The sequence below is a fragment of the Pigmentiphaga sp. genome (assembly GCF_033795525.1).
Classification (GTDB): domain Bacteria; phylum Pseudomonadota; class Gammaproteobacteria; order Burkholderiales; family Burkholderiaceae_B; genus Pigmentiphaga.
The window spans coordinates 94609-108810 of record NZ_JARYGM010000011.1 but is presented as its reverse complement, the minus strand read 5'-3'; the positions used below and the strand labels follow the sequence as shown (position 1 = coordinate 108810).

The 14202-nt window shown below is 58.9% G+C and carries 9 protein-coding genes and 1 pseudogene; 2 read left to right on the top strand and 8 right to left on the bottom strand.

The genetic code is table 11. From position 1 onward, the window contains the following. Window positions 1-77: 77 nt before the first annotated feature. The 6 genes and pseudogenes from QHC78_RS18595 to QHC78_RS18570 all read right to left on the bottom strand — a co-directional run. A pseudogene (locus QHC78_RS18595) lies at window positions 78-488 on the bottom strand (DUF932 domain-containing protein); the annotation flags it as partial. Window positions 489-590: 102 nt separating this feature from the next. Next, window positions 591-932 carry a hypothetical protein gene (locus QHC78_RS18590; protein ID WP_319747220.1) on the bottom strand — a complete coding sequence of 114 codons (342 nt, stop codon included), beginning with the start codon at window positions 930-932 and terminating at the stop codon, window positions 591-593. A gap of 154 nt (window positions 933-1086) precedes the next feature. Continuing rightward, entirely contained in the window at window positions 1087-4473 is a 3387-nt protein-coding gene (locus QHC78_RS18585; protein WP_319747217.1) for a DEAD/DEAH box helicase family protein, read from the bottom strand. Continuing rightward, window positions 4473-7625 (bottom strand): site-specific DNA-methyltransferase, encoded by a 3153-nt coding sequence (locus tag QHC78_RS18580; RefSeq protein ID WP_319747215.1) that lies wholly within the window; start codon window positions 7623-7625, stop codon window positions 4473-4475. The genes QHC78_RS18585 and QHC78_RS18580 overlap by 1 nt, the downstream gene beginning before the upstream one ends. Before the next feature lie 36 nt (window positions 7626-7661). Next, on the bottom strand, window positions 7662-10577 hold the full coding sequence (locus QHC78_RS18575; protein ID WP_319747214.1) for an SNF2-related protein: 2916 nt from the start codon (window positions 10575-10577) through the stop codon (window positions 7662-7664). Then, window positions 10574-11464 (bottom strand): helix-turn-helix transcriptional regulator, encoded by an 891-nt coding sequence (locus QHC78_RS18570; RefSeq protein WP_319747212.1) that lies wholly within the window; start codon window positions 11462-11464, stop codon window positions 10574-10576. Before QHC78_RS18570 ends, QHC78_RS18575 begins: the two co-directional genes overlap by 4 nt. Before the next feature lie 145 nt (window positions 11465-11609). On the opposite strand from QHC78_RS18570, the gene QHC78_RS18565 reads away from it, so the two are divergent. Both QHC78_RS18565 and QHC78_RS18560 read left to right on the top strand, forming a co-directional pair. After that, on the top strand, window positions 11610-11942 hold the full coding sequence (locus QHC78_RS18565; RefSeq protein ID WP_319747211.1) for a hypothetical protein: 333 nt from the start codon (window positions 11610-11612) through the stop codon (window positions 11940-11942). Beyond that, window positions 11939-12355 (top strand): NUDIX hydrolase, encoded by a 417-nt coding sequence (locus QHC78_RS18560; protein WP_319747210.1) that lies wholly within the window; start codon window positions 11939-11941, stop codon window positions 12353-12355. Before QHC78_RS18565 ends, QHC78_RS18560 begins: the two co-directional genes overlap by 4 nt. On the opposite strand, the gene QHC78_RS18555 is transcribed toward QHC78_RS18560, so the two are convergent. Both QHC78_RS18555 and QHC78_RS18550 read right to left on the bottom strand, forming a co-directional pair. Beyond that, on the bottom strand, window positions 12356-13267 hold the full coding sequence (locus tag QHC78_RS18555) for a hypothetical protein (protein ID WP_319747208.1): 912 nt from the start codon (window positions 13265-13267) through the stop codon (window positions 12356-12358). A 227-nt stretch (window positions 13268-13494) separates the two neighbouring features. After that, the gene (locus tag QHC78_RS18550; protein WP_319747207.1) at window positions 13495-14118 is read right to left on the bottom strand and encodes a rolling circle replication-associated protein; all 624 of its coding nucleotides are present in this window, start codon (window positions 14116-14118) and stop codon (window positions 13495-13497) included. Window positions 14119-14202 lie beyond the last annotated feature (84 nt).

The following is a 14202-nucleotide window of genomic DNA, read 5'->3' as shown; positions in this document are numbered from 1 at the left end:
CTTCATCTCGCTTCCTTCTCGCGTCGGAAGCTATTTTCTCAAACACCGTGTGGCGCGAATTTCTCAGAGCAGGTCACATTCACCTTGTCTCGGCCCTTGAGGCAGGCGGATTGGCCGGTCTTGGCCAGCGCCCACAGCTTGCGGCCTTCCTTGAGCACCCCAGCCGTCTCCAGTTCGTAGCCGCCCGCTTCCACCAGGTCGCGGTAGAACTCGATGACCTCGCGCGGCTGCACGACATTGAAGCGGCGGGACACGACCGACAGCGGGGCCTTGGTGTCCGAGCGGTACAGGACTTTCTGGTCCGGGAAGGCGTGGATGGAGCCGACGTTGTCGCTGCCGGCGACATAGCGCACGTCGGCCTTCTCGATGGTCCAGTCCATACCGGCTTCGCGCTGCCAGACCTCCAGCGGCTGGCCAGGAGTGAGCGGATTGCCCAGGCCGTGCCAGGGCTGTTGGCCGACATAGGCGATGGATTGTACGAGATGCATGGTTGCTCCTTGGATAGGGAAATGACGGGAACGGACAGCACAAACGCCTACGGCCCCGAAGGGCCGTAGGCTGTGCGTGGGAACAGAAACAGGGATGGGCGTCTAGCTGTGCGCCAGATGGCGCTTGCCAAAGGTATGGCCGCAGGCTTGGCACACGTAGTTGTCGAGCAAGGTGGCATCGACCTGCTCGCCGATGGCCGCGCCAGCAGCGCCGCCCGCGGCGCCGCCGATCAGCGCGCCCATGAGCGCACCGGCCAGGCCGCCGAAGAGCGAGCCGACCGGCCCGGCGACCATGCCGAGCGCCGCGCCGGTTTGCGCGCCACCCAGGGCAGCAGCAGCGCTACCGGCTGCGCCGGCGGTAGTGCCTACGACCGTGCCGGTCTTGCGGGCGTAGTCGAGGGTGGTGATGTGCTGCGAGTCGCAGCGGGGGCAGGAAAGGGGCATATCGACCTCGTGAGTAGGGCACACGGGGGGTGTGCTCGGGGAGGTGATATGTGGGTGAAAAAATCTGAAATGGTGTTTCGGCGTGGCCGGGGTCAGGGCATTAGCCTTGGGCTTTCCCGGCCATACCAGATTACGAGAGCTTACCTATGCCAAGTTACGTCAATACCCCGAATAGTTTCGCAAGATAGTTCGCTCCCCCGTCCTCCATGAACAAAACATGACGACTTTCTAAATCGGCTTTCTTCGATGGATCACCCACATTCAGCAGATCCGCGAACTTCGTTGGCGATAGGATAAAGGCATTCAGCACTAACGGTGGCTCACCGGGTTTGGCCTGTTGTGCCAAGGTAGCCTCTAGCGTTTTCACTTCCTTGTAGAGACCCAGCTTGGGGTGCGACAAATCGAGGTTGCGTAGCCCCTTCGGATCGACGAAGGTCAGCCATTGCTTGCCGCTGGCATCGTCCACCAACCACAGCAGGAAATCTGGGTAGAAGTTGCCTGCCAGCGCGAAGCCCAAGCCTTTTTCCTCCCGAGCCGCATTACGCAACAGGTAAAGGCTGCGTTGGCCGATGGCCTTTTTGCCGTCAGCCGAGTTGTAGAACGCCTCCAGATCACGGACGAACTCCCACTCGCTAGGTGCATCGAAAGCCAGCGGCCGCAGCTTCAACGGTACGGCATCTTTGTCTTCCAGCGCCAGCAGTGGGTAGTACAGGTGGCGGTCGAAGCTGATGGCCACCATGTGCGGTGCATTCCACTGACTCGCCTCACCGATCTTGCCGTCCGCCACCAGCTTCTTCAGCACTTCCAGCTTGGCCTGATATTCCAACCCGTCGTCCGTATTTTCGATCTCGAACTGGTACAGCTTGAGCATCGACCCATGCTCTTCATCGATATGGGTGATGTCGTAGAACTGGCCTTCGTAGCCGGTCTTCAGCGCCTTGTAGAAACGGTCGGTATAGTCGATCAGCAGCCGCATCAGGATATCTTCCTGCTTGCGGATGTCAGCGAAGGTGGTCACGTTCAGTTCCGTTGCCGGAATGAACAGCGTATACCAGTCCGGCGCGCCCGCGCAGAAGTCGATCAGCTTCTGCCGATCCAGCCGTAGGTTGCTCCAGCTTCTTTGCAGCTTGTAGTCCTGCAAGGCCAGATATACGCGATCCCAATCGAACACCGGGAAAAGATTCGCACTCAGCTTGCCCTTAAGCCGAGCCTCGGTCGTTGTGACTGTTGTCTTGTCCTGCGTGGACAGGGCCTCGACACGCGGATATAGGTCAAGCACGACGTGCGGTGGCTTGATTTTGTCCTGGAATTGCTCGGGGATTTCGTACAGCCACGGGAAGTGAGTGCGTTTGAAGCCAAGTTTTTGGTTGTCCTTGTAGCCGTCCTTGAGCGCCAGCGTCTTGAGCTTGCCCTTGGGTAGGTTAGCGCGCGTCGGGAAGTCCAGCTCCAGCACTTCGTCGCTGGGCGTGATGCCTTCCTCACGCAGATAGTCCTTGAATGCCGCCATGTAGCTGGCGCGAACACCGAAAATGTTCAGCGCTTCCAGCTTGTCCAGATGCACACCCTTGGGCCTGTCCTGCGGCAAGGTGCGTTTGAGCGAGAACCCCTTGCCCTTCAGGCGTACGCCGCGTCCGAACAGCTGGATGATCTGCGAACCTTCGCCTTGGCCCATGTTCAGCAGGCCCATCGTTGAGACACGCCAACTGCTCCAGCCTTCAGTGAACTTGCGCGAACCGATTAGCACATTGAGCTTGCTGTCCTTGTTGTTCAGCGTACCGAACAGCGCGCCGCCGAAGTCGTCGCGCTCGCTGTCGAAGGCCTTTGCGTCCTCCGCCATTCCGAAGAAGCCCGCGTCGTCGCCAATATTGATGAGGCCGAAGGGTTCTGCGTCGCCCACTCGCAATGCCAGTTCGCCCTTGCTGCTTTTGATGTTGACCAGCTTCAACCGCTGGCGGGAAGAGGCATTGAACACGCGCTGCAGAATGTCGGCGTATAGCGCGTCCACAGTGGCGTGCGCGTTCATCAATGGGGTGAATTTCTGCGCAAAGATGTTGTTGCCCTTGGCGTCCAGAATCTGAGCCTTGTCGGCAATCAGGTCGGCCAGCCAGGTCTTGATCCGCGCGTCGTTGTTGAGGAAGGCGGCGAGGAAGTTCACCACTTCCAGAATATCCGAATCCTCGCCCGACACCGTGTTGCCCACGAACACCCACAGAGGCTTCTCGATGTTGAAGTCCGTCAGCTTGTCTCGGTGCGTGCTCCACAGCCACAACTGCTGGTAGAACGCCAGCAGGCAGGCGGTGAAGTATTTGGCAGCATTGTCGGCTTGTTCATAGGCGTCGCCGTTCATGTTGAGGATCAGCGACTCCTTGCCGTAGCCATCCTCATAGAAGAATTTGTACGAGTAGTCGAACAGGATGCACTTGGCGTAGACCTCGCGCGTGGCAGTGATGCGTGCGCGACGCATGTCCTCCGCCGTCAACGCAAGCTGTGCCTTCTGGCTATCATCCAGCCTGCCCAGGCTGGTGGTGTTGAACAGCATCTTGGCGCGCTTCTTTTGGATGTCCTCTTCGGCCTGCACCACGGTCATGCCTTTGGCTACGGCCTGCCCGAAGGTGGCCGAATATTCAAAGGCGAAGCCCCCACGCACCAGTGCGTCGCGTCGCGCCATCCATGCGCCTGCCGCCGTACCCGTGCCACGGTGCCCTTCATCGACCAGCACGAGGTTGTTGCCTTCGAAGGCGTCCACGGCGACGGTCTTGTCGCCCATCTCATCGCCTAGCTTGTTGATGTCGATGATCTCGATGGTGCCGCGCGGCGGCGTCTGCGCCTTGTTGAAGAACTGCGCGAAGCCGAAACCGGATAGATGCAGCTCCGCCAGATGCTGGCGGCTCAAGCCTTCGTTGGGCGTTAGCAGGATGATCTTGTCCGGATACTGGCCCGACACACCTGCCTGGAAGTAATGCAGGTATTGGCGGATGTTGACGTGCAACAGCAGCGTCTTGCCGCTGCCCGTGGCGTTCCAAAAGGCGATCTTGTTCAGGTCATCCGCCTCGAAGTCGCGGAACGGCTCCGCGCCAGCTTCAGTGCGGTAGCGCGTCAACTCCTCGTTTAGCCCGTCGAGCAGGTCTTGGCGGTGGTTGAAATACCAGTCCAGGTACAACTCGGTGAACAGCAGCGAGAGGTACTGGAAGTACTTCATCTGCAATTCGTGGCCTTCCAGCTTGTTGCGATGGGCGGTGATGACCTGCCAGTGCGCGACCACATTCAGGTCGTAACGGCGCAGATCAGCCTCGGGCACCTTGTTCGGGTCGAACAGGCCACGGGTCAGCTCGTGGAAGAACTTGGTCTGGCCGTCCTCGTCTATGCCCTCGAAGCGGTCGTCGCCCAGCCGCATTTTGAGCGCGGCCAGCGTGCCACCCTGGAAAAAGCCCAACACCCAGCGATTCAGCACCAGTTCCTGATGGAAGCTGCGCTTCTTGCCGGTGTTGCGGGTAGCTGCCGCGCCGCCAGAGGCAGCCGTGTTCTTGCGGGGGCGTGCCATCACACATCCTCCACCGAGAACATGCGCTCCAGAAACTCCGGCTCGATCTGGCGCAGCTTGAGCACGCGGGTCGCGCCGCCTTCCTCTGCGGTCTGGGTCAGCACGGTTGGGATGTTGTGGTCGCCGTTGATGTACACCACGTCGAACTCGTTGTCCGCCGGGTTGATGGCGAGCTTGTCGCACAGCTTGCTCACGCCTTCGTAGTCCAGTACATCGCAGTCGCGCCACAGCACCAGGCAGCTTTCACCGCTCGGCAACGTGCCGGTGATGGTAACGAAGCCACGTTCTGGCTGGGCGTCGATGTGCTTCACGCAAAGGCCTATCAGGTAGTTGAACGTTTCCACCAGATCGACCTTGCGCGGTTCAAACGCGCCCGCCGAATCCACGGCGATGTTGAGCGTGTAGTCGAACGGCTTCCTGAAATCGTCGACGGACAGCAGCGAGCCACGGCTTTCCACGTCCAGCATGTAGTGGAGCAGATAGTCGTCCTTGGCGTGTTGCGGCAGCGAGTTCAACAGGTCGCCCTGTGCGTCAGTGCGGCGCAGTTGCAGGTTGTTCAGGGTGTCTTCATAGCTTTCGAGTTTGAGGATTTTGAAGCAGTGGGAGATGCCAGACTCCGGCGCAGTTGGATTGCCCTCCTTCCACTCGGAGGAATACACGACCTTCTGGATGCGCGGCACCGTGACAGACCACACATAGTCTCCTTGTTCGACAAGGATGTACTTTCTGGAGCCTTCATCTTGTCGATTAAGAGATATAGCGGCATGAGCCGTTGTCCCTGAACCCGCGAAATAGTCCAGGACAACAGCATCGTTCTGCGCCATACCAGATACCCATATGCAATCCTGAACGGCATACGGTGATTTGGCGAATGAGAAGGTTCCAGTTTCACCGAACAAGGCCGTCAAGGTTGCACTGCCGTATTCGCGAGCAGCATAGGTATTTTTGTCCCACCACGAACGCGGGAGAACTCCGTCAGACGGGGCGTGTCTCCGATATACCTGAACTCCGCCGTCCTTGTCCGATCGGACTTCAAGATCAGAAATTTTTTCAATCGCGGAAGTGTGATTCAAGCTCCAGACTCGATCACGGCCCTTGTCGTCAACGGGATACAGAACTACCTCGTCCGAAGCGGGTTCTTCCAATGCAACCCACGATTTCGCATCCTTGTTCCATTCAAGGTTAGGAATCCGAAGGCTCTTACTGGCAACCTTCACATAGACCGGATAGTACTGCTTGGGACGGGCGGCACGGTGCGTGACAGCGCCGCCATCCTTACGGAAGTTCCGCCAATCAACGTATACGCCATTCTCTTCGGTAAAACGCTCAAGTTGTTTTTCAGAGCGAGGCAGGCGGTGAAGGCCGCCAGATTCACCAGCTCGGAAGTAGAACGCGTACTCATGGCAGACCGACAGCCCGCTAACTGTTGATCGACCGGACGGGTTGTTTCGGATAACCGATGTTCCCAACTTATGTTCGCTGCCAAAGATCTGCAGGAGCACATACGCCAGTTCATTGACTTGGTAATCATCTATCGTGGCGCACAAAACACCGTCTGGTGTTAAAAGCCCTTTGGATGCTTCAACCCGCGAATAGATTAAGCTGGCCCACGACGAACTTCTGTATTCATTTTTGTAGATGATCGGCCCTGCATCGGTATTGTACGGCGGATCAATGTAAATGCTCTGAATGCTCCCGTTGTATTGCCTCGAAAGAAGATTGAGCGCTTGGAAATTGTCACTTTGGAGGATCAAGCCATCTACATTTCCATCGATGTCGTCAATCGCTGCCTGAATTGCACGTTTGAATCCGATGTCATACAGGCTTGTATCCACCATCCGATACAGCCCAGCCTTCAAGTCTTCCATCGTCCCCGGTGCATTCTTCGACCAGACGCCCAACGCCTTCCACTGCGTCCACTGCCGTTCGTTCGCCACGATCTCCGGCCACAGCGCCTCCGGCACCCGATCCAGCGTGATGCAGTAGTGGCTGGACACCACGAACTTCTTCTTCAGCCACAGCTTCTTCTGGAACTCCTCCAGCTGGGCGAGGAAGGCGATCAGATCCAGCGCGATGGCGCGCAGGCACTGGATCATGCGCAGGTTTTTCTCGATGTCGGCGAACGCGCCCGCGTTCTGCACATCGTCCAGGCGCATTACTTCATTCTTGATGTAGAAGTCCAACTCGCGTCGCAGGAAGCCGCCCAGGTCCTTGTGGATGAAGTAGTCCGCCGTGTTCTTGGTGGTGTAGTCGGTCAGCTGCTTTTCCAGCAGCGTGCGCTGCGGGTTCTTCTCGGTGGGCACACGATTGCCAAGCGCCAGCCAGCGAGCCTTCACCGCCGCATCGGCCAGTACGGTTTCCACGGCTTTCGTGACCAGCGCCTCCTGCTTGGTGCCCTTGGGTTGGGCGGCGTAGTCAAAGCGGACGATCAGCTCTTTGCCGTTCGCGCCATCCACTTCCTCCACCGGCAGGATGTCTTCCTCGTATTCGTCGCCCTGATCGTCGATACGGGTGACGGTCTTCTTCTCGACCAGCGCGAAGCGGCGCTCCTTGTCATTGTCCTTGCGGTTGTCCTTGGCGGTGTCGGCGGCTACCAGCCGGAAATGCACGGTGCGGCCGTCTTCCAGTTTGAAGCTGTAATTACTGAAGTTTTCGCCGCTCTTGGTGTAGTACTGATCCTTGTTGGCCCAGTGCAGCATCACCTCCTCGCCCGCATAGGGGATCGCGTAGGTGTCGCCCTTGTAGCGACGCTGGCTGATGAAGTCACCGTCCTGGTAGTAGCGCGAGAAAAAGGTCAGCAAGTGCGAGAACACGGCGTTTTCGTGTTCGGATGCACCGGCCGTGTACTGCGCCAGCTTTTCGCGCAGTTCCTTCACCTTGGGAACAGTACCAGGATCAATGCCGTCGGCCTGATATTGGACCTCCTTTTCTTTCAGTTCCCGCGCCACCTGCTCACGCTGGGCCTCGTTGCCGCTGCTCAGCGCAGCCTGCACCTTCTCGGCCAGCCTGTTTTCCAGATAGTCGTTGATTTCACCAGCGCGGGCGTTGAGGATGCGGTAGATGCCGAAGTCGAGTTCCGGGCGGTCGATCTGAAAAATCTCGCGCAGCTTGACGACGAGTTCCTGAAATTTGGGGTTGTGTTTGTTGGTCATGGCGTGCCCTGATCTCGGGGTTTTCTGATTCTTGGCTTACGTGACCTGCCAGCGGATACTGAACAGGGTTTCGTTGTTGGTCTTTTCTTGCAGGCGCTGCTGGAGGGAGGCGATGAGTTCGTCGCGCTTGGCGATGATTTCGTCCTCGACGGTGAAGATTTCCTGTCGCAGGCGGCGCTGCTTGCGCTCCAGATCCGATAGCTCGCGCTGGATGACGTCCTGCTCCTGCAAGGTGACGGCCTTGCGCGCATCGCGCTTCAACTGGGCAATACGTGCCTTGGTGTTCTTCAGGGCTTCCTCGGCGGCCAGCAGCTTGTCATCGGCCCAGCGTTCCAGCTTGTCGCGCTCCTCGTTGAACAGGCGCTGGTTGGCTTCCAGCACCTGCGCGATGGTGGCGGCGACCGCGCGCTGGCTGTTGGCGAGCAAGGCTGGCGGCACGGTGGCTTGGAGTACGGCGGGCTGGCTTGCCGCCGGGATGCTCATCAGCTTTTCGCAGGTTTCCTGATCAAGCGGTTCGCCGTCGTCGGTGAGGCCGGAGAACAGCAGCGCCTCGGTGGTTTCGAAGGCGGTGACTTCGAGTCGCGCCAGAGTGAGCCAGCCGGATTTTCCGCGCAGCTTCTCGACCACGGAAATGCGCACGCCGTGCTTGCTGTAGTCCAGCTTCACGGCGGCGGTGGGTGTGGGCGCGCTGAGGCTGGTACCGATGCTCCATTCGCCCAGCGGGTGGCTCAAGCGGTATGCGTGGGCCAGCATGTCGGGCTGCGCCGTGCCACGGATGAGCTGGTAGCGGCCTGATGCAATGCCGTCCGGCGGAGTGTTCAGGGAGAAGGCGTAGGACTGCTCGTCGAAGCGGGCGCGCTCGCTCAAGGCGTAGCGGGTGACGCCCCAGAACCAGCGGCCCAGCTTGTCTAGGCGGGCTTCGGCTTCGTTCAGCCTCAGCTTGAGGCGGTCGTGAACATCCTCGTCGAAGTTCTCCAGCAACTGGGTCTGGGTTTCCTTGATGCGGTCGGCAATGGCGTCTTCGAGTTCCGCTTGTAACTGGTTGAAGGCGGCTTCGATCTGTTCCGGCTGGCGGCAGGTGTCGTAGATCTGGAGCACGCGCTTCTCGAAGTCGAGACCGCCCTCGATGCGGCCCAGCACTTCGTCGCTCGCCCCGAACACGCCGGAGAACAGGTTGAACTTCTCGGTCAGCAATTCCAGCACGCGCTGGTCGGCTTGGTTGCGGGTGTTGAGGAAGTTGATGACCACCACGTCGAAGCGTTGACCGTAGCGGTGGCAGCGGCCAATGCGCTGCTCAACGCGCTGTGGGTTCCACGGCAAGTCGTAGTTGATGATCAGCGCGCAGAACTGAAGGTTGACGCCCTCGGCGGCGGCTTCGGTGGCGATCATGATTTCCGCGCCGGTGCCGTCGTCCTTGCGGAAGTGATCGATCAACGCGGTGCGGCGGTCCACCTGCGGCGAGCCGGTGACGCGATCCGTGCCCTTGAATTCCTCCAGCCAGCGTTGATAGACGGCGGTCGATTCCTCATGGGTGTTGGTGCCGGAGAACAGCGCCAGCTTGCCCGCGTAGCCATTAGCCGAGAGGAAGCGATGCAGGTATTCCTGCGTGCGCTTAGATTCCGTGAAGATGATGGCTTTGCGCGGCGCGCCCAGCTCCGCCATCTTGCCGAAGCCCAACGTGAGCGCTTTGAGCAGCGCCTGTGCCTTGGTGTCGGTTTCCAGCGCCTGTGCGGCATTGATGAAGGCGGTGAGTTCCTCGATCTCGGCGCCGATGGCGGCGCGGGCGGCGTTGGGACTGGGCTTGCCGTCGTCTACTGATGTTTGCGCAAGATCAGATGAGGCTTCCTCGTCCTCGCTGGTTTCCTCTTCCAGATAGTCCTGCTCCAGATCGTCCTCGGCGATGAGCCGCTCAACCAGTTCCGTGCCGTCGTCTTCGGTCGCGCCTGCCGCCAGCAGGTTTTGCAGGCGTTCGCGGATAGTAACGAGCGTAGCCGCGACCGCGTGCGAGCTGGAGGCTAGCAGCTTGCGCAGGATGAGCGCGGTGAGATGGCGCTGCTGTTTTGGCAGGGCGTAGGAGTCTTCCTTCTGGAGGAATGTCGAGATGCGCTCGTAGAGCGCCTGCTCGTCGTCAGTGGGGTTGAACGGCTGGGTGAGCGCCTTGCGCTCGGTGTACTTTATGTATTCCAGCACGTCGCGCCGCAGAGTGCGCTTGGCGAAGCTGGCGATGCGCTCGCGCAGTTCGTCCATGCCCGTGCAGCTGTTCATGAACTGCTTGCGGAAAGCGGTTTCGTCGCCGAACAAATGCTCGTCAATCAGGGTGGACAGGCCGTACAACTCCATCAGCGAGTTCTGGAGCGGCGTGGCGGTGAGCAGCAGCTTCTTGCGGCCTTCCAGTGCGCGCTTGAGCACCTGCCCGGTGCGGTTGCTGGCGCGGTGCGCATTGCGCAGCTTGTGGGCTTCGTCGATGACGACCACGTCCCATGGCACGGCGCGCAACTCTGCCTCCAGCTTGGCGGCGAACTGGTAGGACATGATCACGACCGTCTTACCGACCAAACCCTGCAGGGTGGCGAGGATGTCGCCAGCAGATTTCTTGCGCAGGGAGATGGTATCCACTACGGTGGATGGCACGGCGAACTTGTCGTGCAGTTCCTGCGCCCACTGCTTGCGCAGGCTGGCCGGACAGATCACCAGCAAACGGCGGCGGCGCTCGGCCCAGTGCTGGCAGACCACCAGCGAGGCTTCGATGGTTTTGCCGAGACCGACTTCATCGGCCAACAGCACGCCTTCCTGCAAGGGGTTGCGCAGGGCGAACAACGCCGCCTCGATCTGGTGAGGGTTCAGATCAACGCTGGCATCGAACAGCGACTGCGACAGGCGATCTACGCCGTCGGCGGCGTGCCGCCTGATTAATTCATGGGCGTAGTACTTGGCATGATATGCAGAGATCATTTATTTATCCCTACATACCCTGGCGCCAACACCGCATTCACCACGCCATACAGCGCCAGGTGATCCTTCAGCCACAACCGAAACTCCGGTCCACGCAGGCTGTGATCCGGTGAACAATCCACGCTCCACTTGCGCAAGGTGTAGCCCACGGTCGCTGCACGCACCCGCATCTTCAACACGCCGTCGCGCATCCCATAGTCCATTTCGGTCACCTTGGGATGCGGCTGATCCGGATGCGGCACCAGCTCCAGCTCGACGATGCGCGACCACTGGATATCCTGGTCGGGGCGTTCCCTGTCTTGGGTCACGCTGTCGCGCACCACGCTCGCGTCCATGATCCGAGTGAGCACGAAATCCCGGAACTCACCAGATTTGCGGTCGTAGGCGCGGGCATGCCAGCGCAACCCGGTATCGAGCAGGGCGAACGGCACGATCTCCCGCTCGCTTTTGCCGGTGCTGAGGGAGTGGTACTTGATGCGCAGCACCTGCTGCTGCTTGATGGCCCGCGTCACGATGGCCAGGGTGGCCAGGTCGGGCTGGGCCAAGCGGCTGGGAATATCGCAGATGATGCCGGTGCGTGAGCTGATGGGCTCCCCATCCCCAAAGCCCTCCGACAACCAAGTCAAGATGCGTTCGGGGGAATAGGTAAACAGCGGCTTGAAGTCGGGCCCCAGCAGGTAGATCTTGGTGCGGCTGTCGTAGGCCATGTTGCCGGGGGCCAACTCCCGATAGAGGCTGAAGTCGCGCGTCGCCGCGGCGGTCTGTATGCCAAAGCGGTCCACCAGGTCTTGTCGGCGCATGTCGCCCACGAACCAGAGCTTTTGCTCGATGTAGGCCAGGCGGTCGCGCTGCGGGTGGCTGAGGTCTCGGAGGCGATCTTGGGACATCGGGAGGGTGGCGGATGGACGACAGGCGCAATCTTACATTCACCGACGCACCATGGCGAGCTCTTATTAACATTATTTTAATCCATCATTAGAATCAATTTGATCTATGCTTGGCGCATACAGACCACGCTAGGGAGGCGCTGCCATGTGGCTGATGACCAATATTGGATTCTTCTCCGCCGTGCAAAAGCCCGGCACGAACTTCCTGACCGTGCGTGCCCGTGTGCGGCAAGACCTGGACAAACTGCGTGAGCAGTACCTGCCCGGCTTATCCCCTACTGTCGGCCATGCCGGCACGGACTACCCCTGGCGGGCCACCGTCAGCCACGAGCAGTTCGCGCAAGCCGTGGGCAAGATGGTGCAAGACGTCACCTACGACAATTTCAAGAACGAGGTCGCCAAGCGCCAGGGCAAGGCGCGGGCGCAGCGCTATGGGCGTGTGTGGCATGCCCTCTACGGCATGGGGGATGACGAATGAGCAAGAAAGCCTATGGCGGGGTTATCTTCGACAGCAACGGGCTGGTGCTCTTGCGAGAGCCCAAAAACCACTTCGACGGTTATGTGTGGACATTTCCCAAGGGGCGTACAGACCCTGGCGAAACCCCCGAGCAAACCGCGCTGCGCGAGGTCAAGGAAGAAACCGGCGTGGATGCAACCATCGTTTCCCTGCTCCCAGGCGAGTATCTAGGCGGCACGTCGGTAACTCGCTACTTCCTGATGACGGCCGAGATCGGCGCGGGCGGCGTAGCGCCCGACGACAAGGAAACGGCCTCGGTCAAGTGGATGACGCCCGCCGAGGCGCGACAGCACATCATGCAGACCACCAATACGACGGGGCGCAAGCGGGATTTGGCTGTGCTTGATACCGCGCTGGCTATCCGCGAAACCTAGCTAGACGCTAAGTAACTTCTGATATTTCTCGGCGAGCAATGCGAACTCACCCCATGCCAAACCTGAGGCTGCCAACCCAACGCCATTCGATGTTATTTTCCCCCAGAAAATCACAATGCGGCCTGCTGATTCGTCGTTGATGCCTTTATCTTCCTGCTCACCCGCCGGCACCTTGATCGTGAAATCCGGGATATCGGGATGAGCACGCAACCTCGTCATACGAATATTAGTCGGCTTTGGTTTAACGCCGGCATTCCATGAGCGCAGGATGCTTCCGTAATAGAGGCGAGGAATATCGCATTTCTCCGTAACTGTCTCAATATTGATTAAGAGGTTGGTTAGTTTTCGAGCAACATCGGTGCCGGGAAGTACGAAGTATTTGTAAAGATTGACATCGAAGCGTCGGCACAGTCCTGCAATTGTCGTAATCCGGCTCGGAAGTGCGAATGTTTCGCCTCGATGTCTTCCGATGGGAACTTGCGAAAGTGGCCCATCTTCATCTTCGACGGCACTTTGCCCATATGGCTCGGCTTCCCCATCTGGTTTATGCGGCCGATGTTTCATAAAGGAATGCACAATCGCGAGCTGGTCGCTCGCGATAGCCTGCTTCGCATCCTCTTCCGTCAGGTATCTTTTTCCGTCGGCGAGCGGAGTGCGAAGTGAGCAAGGAATAGCGCGGTAGGCCATGCGGTGCATGAAGCAACACGAGCGACCATTCGAAAAGTAATCCTTGTCTTTTGGTGATCGGGATATAGGCGTAAAACATTCAGGGCAGTAGAGGCTTTCCTCCATGTCTTTTGTATACTCAACGGGGAGTACCATAGTGGCATTCGAAGGCCGCACGCGATTCGCCTCGTCATAACTCCACTTCGGGTCATGCAGGGCGTGTTTGATTCTGTTGTCGTAAGCCATCCAGTATCCCATCTGCCTGTGCGTTGGTTCTAACCAATATCGCAATTTGCTTAACGCGAATCCTGCGCCCATCGATTGCAGGCGCTGCCCCATCATCGCGATATGATCACGCCACTGATCGAATTATCGGCAGCCCGACGAAAAACTTAAATAGGCGCTTCATTCACGCAGTATATAATCTCGATTGGTAAGCGAGAATTAGGCCGCACTTCAACTCCGGCTTACAACTACCGAGCAAGATGCCTTACTCCGAAAAGCTTATCATCCTCTGCTCGATCCTTTGGCACCTGGTTGGATTTCGCCATGTAGTTTTCGATGAAGAGACGCAGAGACTCACGCTTCGGATCGTTGCAACGATTGATTTGCCCGATCCCCACGCCCCAACGACGCCTAAAATCCGCTTTGTGGGCATTGGAGTTCCAGTAGTCTCCCCATCCCCGCGTCACGACCCTAGCCCAGTAGTCGCCGATTTCCCGGGCGACCATCACGTCGGCCTTGCGTTCGTCCGAGTAGAAGATCAAGAAATGCAAATGCAGGCCACCACCACGCCCGCCTTCCTCCAGGCGCCAGATGCAACCACGTATGCCCTTGAGCAGCGGATTGGACTCCATGTTGCGGATGAGCCGGTCACGATGCCTTTGTATTGTTGCCAGGCTCACATCCGGGCGATACGGCTTCTGGTAGTTCAACGTCAGGAAGAGCACCAGGTAGCGGGAGCTACGGCGGAACATCGCTTCTTCAAACTCCAGTCCTCTGCGTCGGTTCCTGCGGACTCTGGCTTGGGATGCCTTGCGGCTTCTGATTTCATCGTCACGGCTGATGCCATGCTCATGGCTGCTTTCATCGAACATGATTGATCTCGTTGGTGTTGGTACCAACGAATCAATCGTGTTGATATTTTTTTATTGGTCCTGATCCTGATCCTGGAATGGAGT